This window comes from Microbacterium sp. NPDC055665 (assembly GCF_053618035.1).
On sequence record NZ_JBSHGY010000003.1, the window covers coordinates 287,594 to 306,772 of the forward strand.

Annotated in this window: 15 protein-coding genes; 9 read left to right on the forward strand and 6 right to left on the reverse strand. The window is 70.5% G+C overall.

Translation table 11 applies throughout. The features are described 5' to 3' along the window. Positions 1-33 precede the first annotated feature (33 nt). On the forward strand, positions 34-1,059 hold the full coding sequence (locus ACWGO6_RS10725) for a DUF5937 family protein (protein ID WP_452326681.1): 1,026 nt from the start codon (positions 34-36) through the stop codon (positions 1,057-1,059). A gap of 24 nt (positions 1,060-1,083) precedes the next feature. Here ACWGO6_RS10725 and ACWGO6_RS10730 read toward each other — a convergent pair whose 3' ends face one another. Continuing rightward, entirely contained in the window at positions 1,084-1,542 is a 459-nt protein-coding gene (locus ACWGO6_RS10730) for an Lrp/AsnC family transcriptional regulator (RefSeq protein ID WP_029260858.1), read from the reverse strand. 72 nt (positions 1,543-1,614) lie between these two features. On the opposite strand from ACWGO6_RS10730, the gene ACWGO6_RS10735 reads away from it, so the two are divergent. Continuing rightward, positions 1,615-3,087, forward strand: a complete 1,473-nt coding sequence (locus ACWGO6_RS10735; RefSeq protein WP_452326682.1) for a DUF6421 family protein — start codon at positions 1,615-1,617, stop codon at positions 3,085-3,087. 131 nt (positions 3,088-3,218) lie between these two features. Further along, positions 3,219-3,878: an SDR family NAD(P)-dependent oxidoreductase gene (locus ACWGO6_RS10740; protein WP_452326683.1), complete on the forward strand. Its 660-nt coding sequence runs from the start codon at positions 3,219-3,221 to the stop codon at positions 3,876-3,878. Between the two features lie 100 nt (positions 3,879-3,978). Here ACWGO6_RS10740 and ACWGO6_RS10745 read toward each other — a convergent pair whose 3' ends face one another. Next, complete coding sequence (locus ACWGO6_RS10745) at positions 3,979-5,442, reverse strand: MFS transporter (RefSeq protein ID WP_452326684.1); 1,464 nt, start codon at positions 5,440-5,442, stop codon at positions 3,979-3,981. Between the two features lie 83 nt (positions 5,443-5,525). Here ACWGO6_RS10745 and ACWGO6_RS10750 point away from each other — a divergent pair, with 83 nt between their 5' ends. Continuing rightward, positions 5,526-6,593, forward strand: a complete 1,068-nt coding sequence (locus tag ACWGO6_RS10750) for a threonine aldolase family protein (protein ID WP_452326685.1) — start codon at positions 5,526-5,528, stop codon at positions 6,591-6,593. Between the two features lie 122 nt (positions 6,594-6,715). On the opposite strand, the gene ACWGO6_RS10755 is transcribed toward ACWGO6_RS10750, so the two are convergent. Beyond that, positions 6,716-7,321: an NUDIX hydrolase family protein gene (locus ACWGO6_RS10755; protein ID WP_136041359.1), complete on the reverse strand. Its 606-nt coding sequence runs from the start codon at positions 7,319-7,321 to the stop codon at positions 6,716-6,718. 72 nt (positions 7,322-7,393) lie between these two features. Here ACWGO6_RS10755 and ACWGO6_RS10760 point away from each other — a divergent pair, with 72 nt between their 5' ends. After that, the gene (locus tag ACWGO6_RS10760) at positions 7,394-8,050 is read left to right on the forward strand and encodes an alpha/beta hydrolase (RefSeq protein WP_452326686.1); all 657 of its coding nucleotides are present in this window, start codon (positions 7,394-7,396) and stop codon (positions 8,048-8,050) included. 247 nt (positions 8,051-8,297) lie between these two features. Then, complete coding sequence (locus ACWGO6_RS10765; protein WP_452326687.1) at positions 8,298-9,989, forward strand: ABC-F family ATP-binding cassette domain-containing protein; 1,692 nt, start codon at positions 8,298-8,300, stop codon at positions 9,987-9,989. Positions 9,990-10,035: 46 nt separating this feature from the next. Here ACWGO6_RS10765 and ACWGO6_RS10770 read toward each other — a convergent pair whose 3' ends face one another. Genes ACWGO6_RS10770 through ACWGO6_RS10780 form a run of 3 tightly spaced genes read right to left on the reverse strand, consistent with a single transcriptional unit; the run spans position 10,036 to position 12,757 of the window. After that, positions 10,036-10,695 carry a response regulator gene (locus ACWGO6_RS10770; RefSeq protein ID WP_452326688.1) on the reverse strand — a complete coding sequence of 220 codons (660 nt, stop codon included), beginning with the start codon at positions 10,693-10,695 and terminating at the stop codon, positions 10,036-10,038. After that, the gene (locus tag ACWGO6_RS10775; protein WP_452326689.1) at positions 10,692-11,960 is read right to left on the reverse strand and encodes a sensor histidine kinase; all 1,269 of its coding nucleotides are present in this window, start codon (positions 11,958-11,960) and stop codon (positions 10,692-10,694) included. The genes ACWGO6_RS10770 and ACWGO6_RS10775 overlap by 4 nt, the downstream gene beginning before the upstream one ends. Before the next feature lie 35 nt (positions 11,961-11,995). Then, entirely contained in the window at positions 11,996-12,757 is a 762-nt protein-coding gene (locus tag ACWGO6_RS10780; RefSeq protein ID WP_452326690.1) for a DUF998 domain-containing protein, read from the reverse strand. A 148-nt stretch (positions 12,758-12,905) separates the two neighbouring features. Here ACWGO6_RS10780 and ACWGO6_RS10785 point away from each other — a divergent pair, with 148 nt between their 5' ends. The 3 genes from ACWGO6_RS10785 to ACWGO6_RS10795 are packed head-to-tail and all read left to right on the forward strand — an operon-like array spanning position 12,906 to position 19,173. Beyond that, positions 12,906-17,528 (forward strand): ATP-dependent helicase, encoded by a 4,623-nt coding sequence (locus tag ACWGO6_RS10785; protein WP_452326691.1) that lies wholly within the window; start codon positions 12,906-12,908, stop codon positions 17,526-17,528. 23 nt (positions 17,529-17,551) lie between these two features. Beyond that, positions 17,552-18,400 (forward strand): EI24 domain-containing protein, encoded by an 849-nt coding sequence (locus ACWGO6_RS10790; RefSeq protein ID WP_452326692.1) that lies wholly within the window; start codon positions 17,552-17,554, stop codon positions 18,398-18,400. Further along, positions 18,400-19,173 (forward strand): DNA-formamidopyrimidine glycosylase family protein, encoded by a 774-nt coding sequence (locus ACWGO6_RS10795; protein WP_136043191.1) that lies wholly within the window; start codon positions 18,400-18,402, stop codon positions 19,171-19,173. The genes ACWGO6_RS10790 and ACWGO6_RS10795 overlap by 1 nt, the downstream gene beginning before the upstream one ends. The last annotated feature ends 6 nt before the right edge of the window (positions 19,174-19,179 follow it).

Genomic DNA, 19,179 nt, shown 5'->3' on the forward strand with positions numbered 1-19,179 from the left:
GACATCCGTCGGCGCCGGCCCTAGAGTTTCGATGTGGATCGAAACAACGCGCCGGTCGAAGGCATCGAGCACTCCGACCACCGCGTGGAGTTCCACCTGAGCCCCGGCGACGTCGAGGCGGTGCGATTCGGGATCTCCCCCGGTCACGAGCTGGCCCACGCGGTCCGAGTGCTGCTGCGCCCCGCCGCGCACCCGCTGCAGTGGGGGTGGCTGCGAGCCGTGCGCGACCGCCTGCCCCGCGACGAGTTCGCACTGCTCGCCACCGTGGTCGGTGATGACGGGTATCTGCCCGACTTCCTGACGACCGCGCCGCGGTGGGACCTGACGCCGGAGGCCGAGCTCGACGAACTGCGCGCGGCACCTCTCGACCCGATGCGCGTCGACTTCGGGAAGATGGTGCGGCGTTCGGCCGGAGCCCGCCGAAAGGCGTTGGGCGAGATGCAGGATCGACCCGCGCGCGCCCGCGACATGATCGCCGACGCCTGGGGCGCGGTGTGGGACGCCGCGCTGGCTCCCGTCTGGCCACAGCTCGAACGCCTGTTGCGCGCCGACATCGCGGTCCGCGGCCGCACGATCGCGAGCGCGGGAATCGCGGGAATGGCCGGAGACCTGCACCCTCAGGTGACCTGGGGAGAGGGTGCCGTCCGCGTCTCGCTGCGCCGCCACAGCGAGCAGGTCGACTGCCGAGGAAGCGGCCTGGTGCTCGTGCCGTCGGTCATGTCGTCATGGGGCTGCATGGTGCTGACCGAGGCGCCGGCACAGCCGACGCTGTTCTACCCGGCCCGGGGTGTCACGGCCGGCTGGGCCCGGGACATCGCCGAGACCACAGAGGCGCTCGGTGCGCTGCTGGGTCCGGCGCGAGCGGGCATCCTGCTCAGAGCCGGCGCCGCCCGCACGACGTCGCAGGTCGCACAGGAGGCCGGCATCGCGATATCGACCGCGTCGCATCACCTCGCCGTGCTGCGTGGCGCGGGGCTGATCGCCAGCGAGCGCGACGGCGCGCGAATGCTGCACCTGCGGACGCCGCTGGGTGAGGCGATGGTGGGCGCGGTGCTCTGACGCGCTCCCGGCCACGCGGCGGGACTACTCGGCCGAGCCCACCGGGATGATCGGCCGATGCTCGTAGTAGGTCTGCAGCACGACGGTGGTGCGGGTGCTGACGTTCGCCGCGAGCCGCACGTCGCGGACAAGCTCCTCCAGCGCACGCGGCGACGGGACCCGCACGAACAGCATGTAGCTCGCATCGCCGGCGATGGAGTGGCAGGCCTCGATCGCGTCGAGGTGCTCGAGCAGCTCGGGGGCATTGTCGGGCTGCGCCGGGTCGAGCGGGGTGATCTCGATGAACGCCGAGAGCGGGGTGCCCACCTGCTCGGGGTCGAGGATCGCCTGATATCCGGAGATGACTCCCCTCGTCTCCAGCCGGCGCAGACGCGACTGCACGGCCGAGACCGACAGGCCGACGGCTTCCGACAGCTGGGAGAGCGTGGCGCGCCCGTCACGGGAGATCGCGGTCAGGATCGCGCGGTCGACAGAATCATCCATGGCTGTAAGATTATCGTCAGGATTCCGTATATGCCGGAATCTTTCCGTTGAAAACTCCGATCGGAGGTCCCGATGTCCCTTCTTTCCGCCAACAGTTCCGCTGTTCAGGCCATCGTCGGCGAGCCCGAGGTCGTCGAGGACACTTCGACAGGCTCAGTGCAGGCGCAGAATGTGGAGCAGTCCGCCGCCTGGGCGCAGCTCAAGGACGCCGCGATCGCCATCCGCGAGATGCAGATCAAGGACGGCTCGATCCCGGACGCTTCGACAAGCTCAGCGACCCACCAGAAGGCCCGCGAGCTCGTCGGCGCGATCACCGCCGCGATCCGTGCACTCGCCCCCGCCTTCCCGCACGACGCCGAGTACCTCGCCGCGTCCGTGGTCGACTTCGAGCGCTGGGCGTCCGAGGACTTCGGCGTGCCGGACTTCCTCGACTCGCTGATGGCCTTCCAGCCGCAGCAGACCCGCATCGACGGCATCCGTCACCTCGTCGTCTTCCCGATGTACACGCAGAACGGCTCGAGCGACCGCCTGGTCGAGGCGCTGATCGTCGAGACGATCTGGCCGGAGTTCATCGCCGCGCTCGAAGCGGGCGACTACGGCAACAAGCTGTTCGTCTCGCTGCGCCTCGTCGACTTCACGCCCGGATACGACACCAACTCAGCCGTGCTGTTCCCCGAGACCGTCGCGATGCGCGAGATCCCGACCTTCACCTGGGGCGCGATCTTCCAGGACCGCGAGGCCGCTCGCTACCGCCGCGTCACCCGCGCCGCGGCGGAGATCACCAACCTCGATCTGCCCGAGCGCGCGGCCGCGATGCTCGACGACCAGCAGGTGGCCGAGAAGACCTTCGTGATGTGGGACATCATCCACGACCGCACCCACATGCGCGGCGATCTGCCCTTCGACCCGTTCATGATCAAGCAGCGGATGCCGTTCTTCCTCTACTCGCTGGAGGAGATGCGCTGCGACATGACGGCGTTCCGCGAGTCGGTGAAGATCGAGCGTGCGCTCGCAGCCCGCATCGCCGCCGGCGAAGAGCTCACCGAAACCGAGCAGGAGATGCACGACTACGCGCACCTCGTGCAGTACGCAGTGATCTTCGACCGGATCTTCCGCTTCTCGATCACCGGCACCCGCATCCGCAACTACGACGCGGTCGGCGGACAGCTGCTGTTCGCGTGGCTGCACCAGCGCGGCGTGCTGCACTGGACCGACACCGCTCTCACCTTCGACTGGGACGCCGTGCCGGACGCCGTCGTGGCGCTCGGCGACGCGATCGACGACCTGTACTGGCACTCGATCGACCGCCCCAAGGTCGCGCACTGGCTCGCCGCGTACGAGCTCGTCCGCGGCACGCTCACCCCGCACCCGGCCTCGCAGTGGGCTCGCGGCCTCCCGGACGAGATCCTCGCCGGGGCGCCGAAGGGCTACACGGATGCCGTGATGGACGATGAGTTCCCGCTGTCGATGTTCTTCGAGACCCTCCACAAGAAGATGAAGCCCGTCATCGAATCGACCGTCGGCATCCGCGGCACGGACGACTGATGACCACGCGCGCACTGCGCGCGTTCCGAGTGTGACGCTGGGGCGCACCGCGCTGCGGCCGGAACCTGTTCTGTGGATCTCTCCGCGGGTTCCGGCCGCAGAAGCCCCTCCGAACCGGAAGAGTGAGCGACATGGATGAACCCATCGAATCGAGACCGTCCGGCCGAACCGTGGTGCTCGCGGGAGCGACGAGTGCGGCGGGGCGGGCGGTGGCACGCGCTCTGCACGGCGCGGGGGCTCGCGTGATCGCGACCGGCCGTTCTGCCGAAGGGCTGCAGGCGTTGGCGGATGTCGGCGCTGAGGTGTTCCTCGCGGACGCGACCTCGCTCGACGAGATGACGGTGCTGGCGGCGCAGGTCGGCCACGTCGATGCGGTGATCCCGCTGGTCGGCGGCTGGCGCGGAGGCGGAGGCCTCGCCGGGCAGTCGGACGACGACTTCGCCGCACTGCTGCCCGCGCTCGAGGCCGTTCGCGCGACGAGCCGGGCATTCGACGCGGCACTTCGCGCATCGGGGGCCGGCCGGTTCGCGATCGTGTCGTCGACGGCTGTCGCGCGGCCCCTCGCCGGCGGGGCGAACTATGCCGCGGCGAAGGCGGCGAGCGAGGCATGGGCCCGGGCCGTCGCTCAGGGGTATGCCAAGTCCGCGCGCGATGCCGGAGAACCGTTGCGCGCGGCATCCGTCGTGTTCCGTGCCAAGGCGCTCGATCCCGAGGTCCTGGCCGCGCGGATCCTCACCCTGTGGGATACGGACGCCGCCGACCTCAACGACCGGGTGTTCGACCTCGACTGACACCACCTCCGCGACGATCCGCCGACGGAGTGACGATCTGCGGAGCTTCTCCTGTTGAAACCTCGGGGAATCGTCCGGGGCTCGGGGAATCGTCCGACCCTCAGCGGGCCTCGGGCGGCATGCCGGGGACGATGGGCGGAGCCTCCGCGCGCCGGGCACGGTCCGACTCGATCGACGACGCCTCCGCCACAGCTTCTGCCCCGGCGTCGCCGCCGTCGCCGTCTTCCGCGTCGCCGTGGTCGATCTCCTGCTCCGGCGCCTCCGCGTAGAGCTCGGTGAGCTTGCGGTACGACCGGGTGAAGAACGCCAGCGTCGCGGCGACCACCATGATCAGCCCCGCGAACAGGCAGATCAGCGCGATGCCGCGAGCCTCGCCCTCGCCGAGCAGCCAACCCCACCTCTGCTGCCCCTCGCGGGTGTCCATGTACGGGATGATCAGGAACTCGGCGATCGGGGCGATCAGGAACGCGGTGATCGGGGCGGCGGCCGCTTCCATGGCCGCGGCCACACCGAACACGCGGCCCTGCCGTTCGTAGGGCACGACCTTCTGGATGATGGTCTGCTCCGCGGCCTCGACCGGCGGCACCAGGGCCATGTACGCCCACATGCCGATCACGTACAGCGGCCACCACTCGCGCAGCATGAACACCGAGCCGAGTAGGCCCATGGCGATCACGACGAGCAGCATGGTGCGCATGGGCTTGGGGCCCAGTCCGAACTTCGCCACCAGGCCACCGCCGACGAGGAACCCGGTCGAGGCGAAGGCCAGCGCGAAGCCCCAGGTCTGCGCGTCGAACAGCGTGAGCCCGTACGGGTCCATGAGCGCCATGTAGACGCCGCCGATGAGGTTGTTGAAGGTGGAGAAGATGATCAGCGCGAACAGCCCGGGAGCGAGTCGGATGGCCCGCACGCTGCCGCGGAAGTCGAGTGCACTGGAGGCGTTCGGGTCGGGCTCCGGCGTCCCCTCAGGGATGCGGATGAAGAGCAGGTGGGCGAACGTGAGCGCCATGGCCGCGATCGCGATGGCCAGGGTCCATCCCATGCCGAGGAACCCGATCGACAACCCCGAGAACACGCTCGTGACGAGGAACGCGATGCCCTGCACCGTGCCGACGAGCCCGTTGGCGTTCGCGCGCTTGTCTTCGGGGATCAGCAGGGTCACCGTCGTGGACAGCGCGATGTTGCGCAGTTGCTCGATCACACCGCCGAAGAGGATGATGCCCGAGAACAGCCAGAACCACGGACCGCCCAGGTCGAGCAGTGCGGCTTCGGGCTGCCAGAGATAGAGGAGCCCCGCCACCAGGAAGGCCGCGGCGGAGATGACACTCGAGATCACCATGACCGTGTGCTTGCGGTTGCGATCGACGATCGTGCCGAACGCCATCGCGAAGAACGCGACAAACAGCATGTACGCCCCGCCGATGATGCCCGTGGCCAGCACCGACTGCGTCTCGATGTAGACCCAGAACGTGAGCGCGAACCAGAGGAAGCTCGTCGTCACGTTCGCGATGAGCGTGTTGACGAGGACGTTGGCGAAGGCCGTCTTCGCTGCGGTGCGCTCCATGGGTACGAGGGTAGGGCGGGCATCCGACATCCGGAAGACCCTTCCCGCCCGGTGCACCCGGATCGGACGATTAGGCTGGATCGGTGAGCATCCAGCATGACCCCGCGATCCGGGGCTTCGCCAGTGACAACTACTCCGGCATCCACCCCGAGGTCCTCGCGGCCATCGCGGCGGCGAACGGCGGGCACCAGAGCGCCTACGGCGAGGATGCGTACACCGCGCGCCTGCAGGAGGTCTTCCAGGCGCACTTCGGCGAGGGCGTCGAGGCGTTCCCGGTCTTCAACGGCACGGGCGCGAACGTCACCGGCCTGCAGTCGATGCTGCCGCGCTGGGGCGCGGTGATCGCGGCATCCACCGCCCACATCAACGTCGACGAGGCAGCGGCACCCGAGAAGATCGGCGGCTTCAAGCTGCTCACGGTCCCCACCGACGACGGCAAGCTCACCACCGAGCTCATCGACCGCGAGGCCTGGGGCTGGGGCGACGAGCACCGCGCACAGCCGCTGGTGGTCTCGATCACGCAGTCGACCGAGCTCGGCACGCTGTACACGGCCGACGAGATCCGCACGATCGCCGACCACGTGCACGAGCGCGGCATGAAGCTGCACCTCGACGGGGCCCGCCTCTCGAACGCCGCCGCCGCCCTCGACCTGCCGCTGCGGGCGTTCACCCGCGACGCCGGGGTCGACGTGCTCACCTTCGGCGGCACCAAGAACGGTGCGATGCTCGGCGAGGCCATCGTCGTGCTGAACCCCGACGCCGCCCACGGCCTGAAGTACTCGCGCAAGTTCAACATGCAGCTGTCGTCGAAGATGCGGTTCGTGTCGGCGCAGCTGATCGCGCTGCTCGAGGGCGACCTGTGGCTGCGCAACGCGAAGCACGCGAACGCGATGGCGGCGCGCCTGCGTGCGGAGATCGAGGCCGGCATCGCCGACGGATCCATCCAGGGCGTCGACTTCACGCAGCCGACCCAGTCCAACGGTGTCTTCGCGATCCTGCCCGACGGCGTCGCCGACCAGCTCCGCGATTCGGTCCGGTTCTACGACTGGGACGCGGCTCGCAAGGAAGTGCGCTGGATGTGCGGCTTCGACACCGAAGAGGCCGACGTCGACGCGTTCGTCGCGGAGTTGTCGCGCCTCACCCGCGGCTGACGCGACGGCATCCTCGAGACCCCGGGTTCGCGTCGAAACCCCTGGCTTCCGCCCCACCCAGCACGGGGTCTCGGCGCGAAGCCGGGGTCTCGGCGCTCGCGAGGCGACGCAGCGCGACGCGACTAGCGGAGGAGACCGAGGTAGGCGAGGGCCTGGCGGACGAGGGTCCCCCGACCGTTCTCCATCTCGGCGGCGACCGCATCGGAGCCGGCGGCCTCCGGCGAGAACCAGGTGACCTCGAGGGCATCCTGACGCGGCTCGCACGTGCCGGTCACCGGCACCACGAAGGCCAGCGACACGGCGTGCTGCCGGTCGTCGTGGAACGCGCTCACGCCCGGGATCGGGAAGTACTCCGCCACGGTGAACGGGAGCGGCTGCGGTGGCAGCAGCGGGAAGGCCATCGGCCCGAGGTCGTTCTCGACGTGACGGAAGAGGGCGTCGCGGATGGTCTCGCCGAAGCGGACGCGCCCCGAGACGATCGTGCGGGTCATCTCCCCCATCGGCGTGGAGCGCAGGAGGATGCCGATCTCGATCACCTGACCGGAGCCGTCGGTGCGCACCGGAATCGCCTCGACGTAGAGCATCGGCAGTCGGCGCCGCGCCTCTTCGAGTTCGAACTCGCTCAGCCAGCCGGGGTTGCCGTCGGGGACCGGCGGGTTCGAGTCCGCGAACGCGCCGAGACCATCGTCTTCGGGCTCCGGATCGGGATCAGGTGTGCGGACCGCCATGTGTCCTTTCTACCAGCCGCCTCCCCCGACCGACACCGCGTGCACGTCCGTCGTCCCTGGCAGGATGACGGTGTGAGCGAGAACCTGACGATCGACGACACGGCGACCCGCTGGTCGGCCGCCAACCGCGGACGGATGCCGCTGCTGGTGCTGCTGCACGGCTACGGCGCCGACGAGCACGACCTGTTCGGGCTCGTCCCGTACCTCCCCGAGGGCATCGCCGTCGCCTCGGTCGCCGCTCCCCTCGCACCGCCGTGGCCGATGCCGGGGCGGTCCTGGTACGCGATCGAGGGGCTCGACGGACGCAGCCCCGAGGCGGTCACGGTCGCCGCCGAGGCGTTCCTGCGATGGCTCGACGCCGCGGCAGCGGACGCCCCCTCCGTCGCACTGCTCGGCTTCTCGCAAGGGGCGGCGGTGTCGCTGCAGGCCCTGCGGATCGCTCCCGAGCGCTTCGGCGCGGTCGTGGCACTCAGCGGGTACGTGGCGCAGGGCGAGCTGCCGAACGACGAGGAACTGGCCGAACTGCGCCCACCCGTGTTCTGGGGGCGCGGCACGCACGACGACGTCATCCCGCCCGAACTGGTCGATCACACCGCCCAGTGGCTTCCCGGCCACTCCGACCTGTCGGGCCGGGTCTACACCGGACTCACGCACAGCATCTCCGAAGAGGAGCTGGCCGACGTGCACCGGTTCCTCACGAAGTGGCTCGACGGGATCGCGAAGAGCTGATCGCGACTCCGACACGCCCGGGAGTTGCGCAATCCTGACAACCCCGGGTATCGTCGTGGAGTCCTGTCCGCCGTGTCTGGAAGTCCTTTGATCTGATCCGTCGCCTCCGCGCTCTTCTTTCCGCGCGCTGACCCGACGATCGCCGACTCCACGGCTGACCTCCCTCCTCCCGCGACGCTTCCGCGTCCGGTCGAGGACCGGCAGAGGTCCGGTGTCAGTGCACCCTCGCACTCGACAGGAGACACTCATGTCACAACCCACCACTCTTCACGCGTCGGTCATCCTCGACCGGCTCACCTTCACCTGGCCCGACGGCTCGGTCGCGCTCGACGGCGTCTCCGGCGCCTTCGGATCCGGACGCACCGGACTCGTCGGTCGCAACGGCGCGGGCAAGTCGACGCTGCTGCGGCTGATGGCCGGTGAGCTCGAACCGACGTCGGGCGTCGTCACGGCATCCGGCGAGGTCGCCTACCTCCCCCAGCAGCTGACCCTCGATGTCGACCGCCGCGTCGCCGAACTGCTCGGCGTCTCCGTGGCGCTCGACGCCGTGCAGGCGATCAGCGCCGGCGACGTCGACCCCGCCCACTTCGATGCGGTCGGCGACGACTGGGACATCGAAGCCCGCGCCGAGGCGTCGTTGGCGGAGGCAGGTCTCGCCCCGGAGTTCCTCGACCGCAGGGTCGGAGAGCTGTCCGGCGGCGAGGCCGTGCTCGTCGCGATCGCCGGCATCCGCCTGCGCCGTGCGCCGATCACGCTCCTCGACGAGCCGACCAACAACCTCGACCGCGACGCCAGGGCGAAGCTCGCAGCGATGGTGCGCGCCTGGAAGGGCACGCTCATCGTCGTCAGCCACGACCTGTCACTGCTCGAGCTGATGGACGACACCGCCGAGCTCTATGCCCAGACGCTGAGCGTGTTCGGCGGACCGTACTCGGAGTGGCGCGCCTGGCTGGACGCCGAGCAGGATGCCGCGAAGCAGGCCGAGGTCGCGGCTGCGCAGGTGCTCCGCAAGGAGAAGCGCCAGCGGATCGAGGCCGAGGTCAAGCTCGCGCATCGCGCCCGCACGGCGAAGAAGGCCGAGATCGAGAAGCGGGTCCCGAAGATCATCGCGCACGGTCGCAAGATGGCCGCTGAGGTGTCGGCTGGCAAGTTGCGCACCGAGGTCGGGGCGAAGGAGGAGGCCGCCCATGCCGCGCGCGAGGAGGCCGGGCGCCGCGTGCGCTCGGACTCCTCGATGAAGATCGAGCTGCCCGATCCGCAGGTGTCACGCAGCCGCCGCATCGCGACGGTCGGCGACGAGGAGCGGGCGTGGGTGATCCAGGGTCCGGAGCGTGTGGCACTGATCGGACGGAACGGCGCCGGCAAGACCACGCTGCTCGAGCGGTTGGTCGCGGGCGGTGTTCACAACTCCTCAATTACGACGGCCGATGGCCCGGAACAGGGCTCTTCGGCCGATTCAGCCGAAGAATCGAGGAGTCATGAACGGCCCACCCTGCACATCGAGTCCCACACGGACCTGATCGGCTACCTGCCGCAGCGGGTCGACGGCCTCGACGAGGAGCGGTCGGTGTTCGAGAACATCGCGGCCGCAGCACCCCAGGTCCCGGAGAAGGAGCTGCGCAACCGGCTCGCCCGGTTCCTGATCCGCGGGGCGACAGCAGAGCGTCCGGTGTCCGCGCTCTCCGGCGGCGAGCGCTTCCGCGTCGCGCTGGCGAAGTTGCTGCTCGCCGATCCCGCCCCGCACCTCGTGGTGCTCGACGAGCCGACGAACAACCTCGACGTCGATACGGTCGACCAGCTGGTCGAGGCGTTGCGCGCCTACCGGGGAGCCGTACTCGTCGTCAGCCACGACGACGCGTTTCTGCGCCGACTCGACCTCGATCTGACGCTCGAGATCGACGGCGAGGGGTCGCTGCAGGAGGTGTCGCTGGGGTCGTGACCAGGGCGATCGGTGCCGGGCCGGGGTTCTTCCCGGCCCGGCATCGTCACACCAGCCCGGCTTCGTAGGCGAGGATCACCGCCTGCACCCGGTCGCGGAGGTCGAGCTTCTGCAGGATGCGTCCGACATGGGTCTTCACGGTCGACTCGGAGACGAAGAGAGTCTGGCCGATCTCGGTGTTGTTGTAGCCCTTCGCGATCGCGAGGAGCACCTCCCGCTCCCGCTCGGTCAGCACGTCCAACCTCGGGTCGACCGTCTCGGTCTGCCGCGGCAGGCGGGTGGCGAACAGGTCGAGCATCGACCGGGTGACTCGCGGGGAGACGAGGGCGTCACCGGCGGCGATCGCACGGATGGCTTCGGTCAGCTGCGCGGGCGGCGTGTTCTTCAACAGGAACCCGCTCGCACCGGCCCGCAGGCTCCCGAACGCGTACTCGTCGAGGTCGAACGTCGTGAGCACCAGTACTCGGCTCGACGGCGTCCCTCGAACGATGCGCCTGGTCGCCTCGATGCCGTCCATCTCCGGCATCCGGATGTCCATCAGGATCACATCGGGCCGCAGATCTTCCGCCACGTGCACGGCTTCGGCGCCGGACGCGGCCTCGCCGATGACGCGCATGTCGTCCTCGGCGTCGAGCACCATCCGCATCCCGCGACGGATCAATTCATGGTCGTCGACGATGAGCACGCGAATCTGCTCTTCGCTCATGAGCCCTCCTCCTGTTCGGGGATCTCCACCCGCACCCGCCAGCCGCCGCCGGGCACAGGACCTGCTTCAACCGTTCCCCCCGCGAGCCGGGCGCGTTCACGGATGCCGACGAGGCCGCGCCCCGATCCGACCGACGCCGCCGGTGGCCCCTGCCGCCCGTCGTCGGTTATCTCGATGACGAGGAGGTCGGCCCGGAAGTCGAGGCTCACGAGAACCTCGCGCGGTTCCTTCGCATACCGGAGGGCGTTCGTGAGGGCTTCCTGCACGATGCGGTGGATCGTGTTCTGCACGGCGGGCGACGACGGTGCTGTTCCCTCCGTGCGCACCGTCACCGGCAGCCCCGCGGTGCGGAAGGTCTCGACCAGCGCAGCCAGTTCGCTCAACCCGGGGTTCGGCCGCAGCGGGCTCTGCTCCTCGCCATCACCGGCTTCGTCGCCGAGCGCGCCCAGCAGCTGCCGCATCTCGACGAGCGACTGCCGACCGACCTCGCCGATCTCCTGGATGGCGCTGCGCGACCGCTGCGGATCCTTCTCGGCGAGCGCGCTCGCGCCGTCGGCGAGCGACACCATCACCGACACGCTGTGCGCGACCACGTCGTGGATCTCGCGGGTGATCCTGGCGCGCTCCGCCAGTGTCGCGATGCGTGCCTGCTGGTCGCGTTCGCGCGCGAGCTGGTTGGCGCGGTCGAGGATCGCCCCGATATACCGGCGTCGATCACCCACGGTCACTCCGAGGAGCGCGGCGATCAGCATCACGACGAGGAACAGCAGACTCCCCGGGACGGAGGTGAAGGCGCTCTCCGGTGCACCGCGACGCAACCAGTCCAGGGCGGGGAAGACGAGGACACCGGCCAGCACCGTCACCCCGAACGCGATCCATCCGCTGCGGTTCGACCGGTAGACGAAGAGGGCGTAGAGCGCGAGGCCGAGTCCGAACGGCTCCGCCGGGGTGTCCGACACGAGGGCGATGACCGCGACGACGGCGAACACCGCGAACGTGAGCCAGGGCCGCTGGCGGCGCAGGAGCAGTCCGGCGGCGGCGATCGCACCGAGCACCAGCGGGACGATGATCGAGGCGTCCGGCGACCAGACTCCCGACGACAGCGGGGTGATCAGCGCCAGGAATGTGCTGAGGAGCAGATAGAGGAAGGCGAGCAGCCCGTCGAAGAGCCAGGGATGCCGGCTCCAGAACCGCCGCACCACGCCGGGAGGACGCGGCAGATTCATCGCGCGGACATCGCCCTCGGCGGGTGCTGACTCTCGCATGGGACGACTCTACGCACCGCACCCGTGGCGTTCCGTCAGCCCGCGACGGCGACGAGCGCTCCGGTCGCGGGGCGCGGCGTGGCGGCACGGTCGACGACACTCCCCCGCGATACCGGCTCCCACGTCTGCCTGCGCACCGCGCGCGAGCGCTGCGAGACCGCCGTCTCGATGCCGAGGACCGCGAGCCACCCCATCCCGATCGTGGTCGCGACGAGTTCGAGGATGCTGCCGATGTCGGTACGGAACTGCAGGAGCGAGAGGATGCCACCCGCCGCGGCGATCACCGCGGTCGAGATGCCGGCGCCCAGCGACAGGATCCGCAGCATGACGCGGTCCTTCACGAACGACACCTGCAGCATTGCGAACGCGGCCAGCGCGAACGCGAGCACGGCGACCGTCGTGTGCACGAGGTCCTGCCAGGTGAACGTGGGACCGACCGGCAGTGGGCATCCGGTGGTGCACGGCACCTGCGAGGCGACCAGGAACAGCGACGACGCGATCGCCACCGAGAGCGACGGCGACCAGATGCTCAGCCAAGGCGCCGTCGAACGCAGACCGCGCGAGGCCCAGGCGACCGAGAAACCTCCGGCGACGAGCAGGAGCAGTGCGACCTCGAACCACCCGGCCGTCGGCTCACCGGCAGCCCCGAGTCCGCTCACGTAGAGCACCCGATCGATGCTCAGCCGTGCGATCCAGATGATCGTCAGGGCCACGGCGACGAGGACGCTTCCGGCGATCGCGACGAGAGCGCGGAGGGCGGTTCGGGCAGGGGCGGAAGCGGTCTGTTCGGTGGGCACAAGGAGACGGTATGAGCGGAGGCATCCGCGTCGCGTCGGACCGAAGTGCCCACTACGGAGGGGTGTGGTACTCAGGTACGACGTCCCTGACAAGCTCGTCGCGCGTCCCTTTCGCCCCGATGTCCCCGGCCTCGACGAAGATGGAGGGATGAGCGACGTGCTCGAACGCTTCACCCCCGCCACGCAGGACTGGTTCCGGGGTGCCTTTCCCGCGCCAACTCCCGCACAGGCGGGCGCCTGGGACGCGATCTCGGCGGGCAAGCACGCGCTCGTGGTGGCTCCGACCGGCTCGGGAAAGACGCTCTCGGCTTTCCTCTGGGCGATCGACAGCGTGTTCCGGGAGCGCATGCGCGAGACGGCCCCGCCCGCGAAGGGCGAGCCGCGCACGCGCATCCTCTACATCTCGCCGTTGAAGGCCCTCGGCGTCGACGTCGAGCGCAACCTGCGGTCCCCACTCATCGGCATCGGGCAGTCGGCCCGGCGGCTCGGCGTGCCCGCGCCCGCAGTCACGGTCGGTGTGCGCTCGGGCGACACGACCTCGAGCGACCGTCGCAAGTTGGTCTCCGACCCACCCGACATCCTCATCACCACCCCCGAGTCGCTGTACCTCATGCTCACGAGTCGCGCGGGCGAGACGCTGCGCGGCGTCCACACCGTGATCATCGACGAGGTGCACGCGGTCGCCGCCACCAAACGCGGCGCGCACCTCGCCGTGAGCCTGGAGCGCCTCGACGCGCTGCGCCGACTCAACGGCATCGAGACCCCGGCGCAGCGCATCGGCCTCTCGGCCACGGTCCGCCCCATCGACGAGGTGGCGCGGTTCCTCGGCGGCTCGGCACCGGTCGAGATCGTCGCCCCTCCCGCATCCAAGACCTTCGAGCTCGGCGTGGTCGTGCCGATGGACGACATGACCAACCCGCCGCCACCGCCCGGAGTGCCGGGAGAGGCGGCGGATGCCGAGTACAGCGAGGTCACCGGCTCGGTGTGGCCGCACGTCGAAGAGGCGATCGTCGACCGCATCCTGCAGAACAACTCCACGATCGTGTTCGCCAACTCCCGCCGACTGGCCGAGCGTCTCACCGGCCGCCTGAACGAGATCTACTCCGAGCGGATCGGGGTCGAGCTTCCGGCCGCGACCGTGCCCGCCGCGATGATGGCCCAGGCCGGGGCGACCGCGGGCGCCGATCCCGTGCTCGCCAAGGCGCACCACGGCTCGGTGTCGAAGGAGCAGCGCGCCCAGGTCGAGGAGGAGCTCAAGTCGGGCGTGCTGCGCTGCGTCGTCGCGACGAGCAGCCTCGAGCTCGGCATCGACATGGGCGCGGTCGACCTCGTGATCCAGGTCGAGGCCCCGCCGTCCGCCGCCTCGGGGCTGCAGCGCGTCGGCCGCGCCGGGCACCAGGTGGGCGAGATCAGCCGCGCCGCGCTCTTCCCGAAGCACCGCGGCGACGTGCTGCACACCGCGATCGTGACCGAGCGGATGCTGGCGGGCAAGATCGAGGCGATCCAGGTGCCTCGCAACCCGCTCGACATCCTCGCGCAGCAGACCGTGGCGGCGAGCGCGCTCGGAGCCATCAGCGTCGAGGAGTGGTTCGAGACGGTCCGCCGCTCCGCACCCTTCCAGGCGCTGCCCCGCTCGGCCTACGAAGCGACGCTCGACCTGCTGGCCGGACGCTTCCCGTCCGACGAGTTCGCCGAGCTGCGGCCGCGCCTGGTGTGGGATCGCGATGCCGGCACCCTCACCGGAAGACCCGGTGCGCAGCGCATCGCCGTGACAAGCGGCGGCACCATCCCCGACCGCGGCCTGTTCGGTGTGTTCGTGGCCGGCGAGACGACTGGCGCCCGCGTCGGCGAGCTCGACGAGGAGATGGTCTACGAGTCGCGGGTGGGCGACGTGTTCACGCTCGGGACGACGAGCTGGCGCATCGCCGAGATCACCCACGATCGCGTCAACGTCATCCCCGCCTACGGGCAGCCCGGAAAGGTGCCGTTCTGGCACGGCGACGGCATCGGTCGGCCGTTCGAGCTCGGCGAAGCCCTGGGCGCGTTCTCCCGTGAGGTGTCGGCGGCCACTCCCGAGAAGGCGGCGCAGCGACTGATCGAGGCGGGTCTCGACGAGCAGGCGCGCGCGAACCTCATGGCCCACCTGACCGAGCAGCGCGAGGCGACGGGCACCCTTCCGACCGACCGCACGCTCACGGTCGAGCGCGGCCGTGACGAGGTGGGCGACTGGCGGGTCATCCTCCATTCTCCCTACGGCATGAAGGTGCACGCGCCGTGGGCGCTGGCGATCAACGCCCGGGTGCGCGAGCGCCTCGGCGTCGAAGGATCGGCGGTGGCGAGCGACGACGGCATCATCGTGCGCATCCCGGATGCCGAGGCCGAGCCGCCCGGAGCCGAACTCTTCGTGTTCGAGCCCGACGAGCTGGAGCATCTCGTGACGGAGGAGGTGGGCGGCTCGGCGCTGTTCGCCTCGCGGTTCCGGGAGTGCGCGGCGCGGGCGCTGCTCATGCCGCGGATGAACCCGAACAAGCGCACGCCGCTGTGGCAGCAGCGACAGCGGTCGGCGCAGCTGCTCGAGGTGGCCCGGCGGCATCCGACCTTCCCGGTGATCCTCGAGACGCTGCGCGAGGTGCTGCAGGACGTCTACGACCTGCCCTCCCTGCGCAAGCTCGCGACCTCCATCGCCGACCGCCGCATCCGGCTGGTCGAGACCGAGCCCGGTCAGCCGTCGCCCTACGCCCGCGACCTGCTGTTCGGCTACGTCGGCGCCTTCATGTACGAGGGGGACTCGCCCCTCGCCGAGCGCCGGGCCGCGGCGCTCTCGGTCGACCCCGCCCTTCTCGGCGAACTTCTGGGGACGGTCGAGCTCCGCGAGCTGCTCGACCCGGATGTGATCGCCCAGTTCGAGCGGGAGGCGCAGCGGCTCGACCCCGACCGCCGCGCCCGCGGGCTCGAGGGTGTCGCCGACCTGCTGCGGATGCTCGGACCACTCGACGCGGAAGAGGTGGCGGCACGCCTCGACCCGGCGAGTGTGCTCGAGACGGAAGCGGAGACCGTCGACACCGCGACCGCCGCCGCGCTCCTGGACGATCTGATCACCGCGCGCCGCGCGATCCCGGTGACGATCGGCGGTGTGAGCCGGGTGGCCGCGATCGAAGACGCAGGACGACTGCGCGATGCGCTCGGCGTCGCTCTCCCGACGGGCATCCCGGTGGCGTTCCTCGAACCGCTGGCCGACCCGCTGGGAGACCTCGTCGCCCGCCACGCCCGCACGCACGGCCCCTTCACGACGGATGCCGTCGCCACCCGGTTCGGACTCGGCTCCGCGGTCGCCCGCCACACCTTGCAGCGGCTCGAGAACGCCGGCCGTCTCACGAGCGGCTATTTCCTGCCGGAGGCTGCCGGCCCTTCGACGGGCTCAGGGACCGGCGACGCGATCGAATGGTGCGACAGCGAGGTGCTGCGTCGCCTGCGGATGCGCTCGCTCGCGGCCATCCGCGGTTCGGTCGAGCCGGTCTCCCCCGAGGCCTATGCACGGTTCCTCCCCGACTGGCAGCACGTGGGCCGACCGCTGGAGGGCGTCGACGGCGTCCTGAGCGTGATCGAGCAGTTCGCGGGGGTGCCGATCCCCGCGAGTGCGTGGGAATCGCTGGTCCTGCCCTCGCGGGTGCGCGACTACTCCCCCGCGATGCTCGACGAGCTCACGGCGGCGGGCGAGGTCATCTGGTCCGGCCACGGCACGCTCCCGGGTCGCGACGGCTGGGTGTCGCTGCATCCGGTCGACCTCGCGCCCTTCACCTTGCCGGAGCGGGATGCCGAGATCGCATCCGACTCCTTGGAGTCGCGCATCCTCATCGCGCTCGACGTCGGCGGCGCCTACTTCGCGGCTCAGCTCAAAGACATGGCCGCGGCCGAGAACGAGCAGTCCGTGCTCGAGGCGCTGTGGTCGCTGACGTGGTCGGGCTACGTGACGAACGATACGTTCGGCCCGATCCGCTCGCTCCTCGCGGGCGGCTCGCAGGCCCACAAGGTGAAGCGCCGAGCACCCCGCGCCCGCACCTATCGCGGCGTATCCTTCACGGGTTCCGCGGCGCCGCGGCCGGCGTCGATCGGCGGACGCTGGTCGCTGCTGCCGGCGCTCGAGACGGATGCCGCCCGTCGCGCCACCGTCACCGCAGGCCTCCTGCTCGACCGCTACGGGGTCGTCACCCGCGGCGCCGTGCAGGCCGAGGGCGTTCCCGGCGGCTTCGCCCAGGCGTACCGCGTACTCGCCGGTTTCGAGGAGGCGGGCCACTGCCGTCGCGGCTACGTGATCGAGAAGCTCGGGGCCGCGCAGTTCGCCGCCTCCGGCACGGTCGACCGACTCCGCACCTACGCCGGGCTCGCCGATCCGCCGCCACGCAAGGCCGTGACCCTCGCGGCCACCGATCCTGCGAACCCCTACGGCGCGGCCCTCGGGTGGCCCAAGCTCGACGGGGTGTCGCACCGCCCCGGCCGCAAGGCGGGCGGCCTGGTCGTGCTCGTCGACGGCACCCTCGTGCTCTCCCTCGAGCGTGGCGGCCGCACGGTGCTGTCGTTCAGCGACGACGGCGAGGTGCTGCGCGCCGCAGCAGCCGACCTGGCCGCCACCGCACGCGCCCGACGACTGGACACCCTGACCGTCGAGAAGATCAACGGCGAGGGCGTCTACGGCACCGAGCTCGCGCTCGCCCTCCAGGAGGCGGGCTTCGTGGCCACTCCGCGCGGCTACACGCTCCGCAAGGTGGTCTGAGCGATGCACCTACGCTGGAAGCCATGATCCGAGAGTTCGCCGCCGGCATCCGCACCCTGCTGCGCGGATTCGGGCTGTGGCGCACCCGACCGGGTCTCATGCTGCTCGGGCTGATCCCGGCGATCATCGCGGTCATCGTGCTCGCCGCCGCCCTGGTCCCCCTCGTGATCGGCATGCCGTCGGTCTCCACTTGGCTGACGCCGTTCGCCGACGGATGGATCGAGCCGTGGCGAGGGTTGCTGCGCACCGCTGTGGGACTGGTCGTCGTCGCTGCCGCCCTGGCTCTCGCCAGCGTGGTCTTCAGCGCCCTGACCCTGACCATCGGCGACCCCTTCTATCAGCGCGTCTGGCATGCCGTCGAGGTCGACCTCGGCTCGCCCCCGCCCGCCGACGGCGGCAGCTTCTGGACCACTCTCGGCGAAGGGCTCCGGCTCGTCGTGCTCGGCATCCTGATCGCGATCGGCGTGCTCCTGATCGGCTTCATCCCGGCGGTCGGCGGCTTCCTCGGCCCGGTTTCGGGTGTCGTCCTGACCGGGCGACTGCTGGCGCGCGAACTCACGGGGCGTGCCTTCGACGCGCGCGACCTCAGCCCGACCGATCGTTCCGCGCTGTTCTCGGGCAGCCGCGCGCGGGTGCTCGGTTTCGGCGTCGCGACGCAGCTCTGCTTCCTGATCCCCGGCGGGGCCGTCGCGATCATGCCGGCCGCGGTCGCCGGCAGCACGATGCTCGCGCGCGATCTGCTCGCCCGCACCGCCGCCACCACAGCATCGTCGCCGGGAGCGCCGGCGACGCCGCCACCGCCCCCACCGCACGCCGCGCCGTCGCCGCTTCCGCCGCCCCCGCATCTCGGCGCGGGATCCGGAGCCTCCTGATGCCCGAGGGCGACACCGTCTTCCGCACCGCGAGGCGCCTCGACGAGGCCATCGCCGGCGCCGAGGTCACGCGCTTCGACCTTCGCGTGCCCCGCTTCGCGACGCTCGACCTGACCGGTCAGCCCGTGCACGGAGTCGTCCCGCGCGGCAAGCACCTGCTCATGCGCATCGGCGACAGCACCCTGCATTCGCATCTGCGCATGGACGGCGCGTGGTTCACCTACCGCCGAGGCGAGAAGTGGCGGCATCCGGCCTTCAAGGTCCGTGCGATCGTCGGCACCTCCGAGCGCGAGGCCGTCGGCGTCGACATCGCCGAGATCGAGGTCGTCCCCACTCGCGACGAGGACCAGCTCGTCGGCTACCTCGGCCCCGATCCGCTCGCGGACGACTGGGATGTGGCCGAGGCCCTCCGACGACTCGGAGCCGACACCCGCAGCATCCACGTCGCCCTCCTCGATCAGCGCAACGTCGCGGGATTCGGCAACGAGTACGCGGCAGAGCTCCTGTTCCTGCGCGGAATCGTGCCGACGCGTCCGACGCCCGAGGTCGACCTGGCCGCCCTCCTCGACCTCGGGGTGCGCACCATCCGCACCAACCGCGACCGCCGCCACCGCACCTTCACGGGCATCGACCGTCCGGGCCAGGGCACCTGGGTCTACGGCCGCGCCGGGCGCCCGTGCCGCCGCTGCGGAACCCTCATCCGGCGCGGCGAGCAGGGCGCCGATCCGACCCGCGAGCGCATCACGTTCTGGTGTCCGGTCTGCCAGCGCTGACCTCGC

Bases quoted from the DNA above. Each gene is read 5' to 3' on its own strand.
- ACWGO6_RS10730 (WP_029260858.1), bottom strand. From the start codon at position 1,542: ATGGATGATTCTGTCGACCGCGCGATCCTGACCGCGATCTCCCGTGAC.
- ACWGO6_RS10735 (WP_452326682.1), top strand. From the start codon at position 1,615: ATGTCCCTTCTTTCCGCCAACAGTTCCGCTGTTCAGGCCATCGTCGGC.
- ACWGO6_RS10740 (WP_452326683.1), top strand. From the start codon at position 3,219: ATGGATGAACCCATCGAATCGAGACCGTCCGGCCGAACCGTGGTGCTC.
- ACWGO6_RS10745 (WP_452326684.1), bottom strand. From the start codon at position 5,442: ATGGAGCGCACCGCAGCGAAGACGGCCTTCGCCAACGTCCTCGTCAAC.
- ACWGO6_RS10755 (WP_136041359.1), bottom strand. From the start codon at position 7,321: ATGGCGGTCCGCACACCTGATCCCGATCCGGAGCCCGAAGACGATGGT.
- ACWGO6_RS10765 (WP_452326687.1), top strand. From the start codon at position 8,298: ATGTCACAACCCACCACTCTTCACGCGTCGGTCATCCTCGACCGGCTC.
- ACWGO6_RS10770 (WP_452326688.1), bottom strand. From the start codon at position 10,695: ATGAGCGAAGAGCAGATTCGCGTGCTCATCGTCGACGACCATGAATTG.
- ACWGO6_RS10775 (WP_452326689.1), bottom strand. From the start codon at position 11,960: ATGCGAGAGTCAGCACCCGCCGAGGGCGATGTCCGCGCGATGAATCTG.
- ACWGO6_RS10785 (WP_452326691.1), top strand. From the start codon at position 12,906: ATGAGCGACGTGCTCGAACGCTTCACCCCCGCCACGCAGGACTGGTTC.
- ACWGO6_RS10790 (WP_452326692.1), top strand. From the start codon at position 17,552: ATGATCCGAGAGTTCGCCGCCGGCATCCGCACCCTGCTGCGCGGATTC.
- ACWGO6_RS10795 (WP_136043191.1), top strand. From the start codon at position 18,400: ATGCCCGAGGGCGACACCGTCTTCCGCACCGCGAGGCGCCTCGACGAG.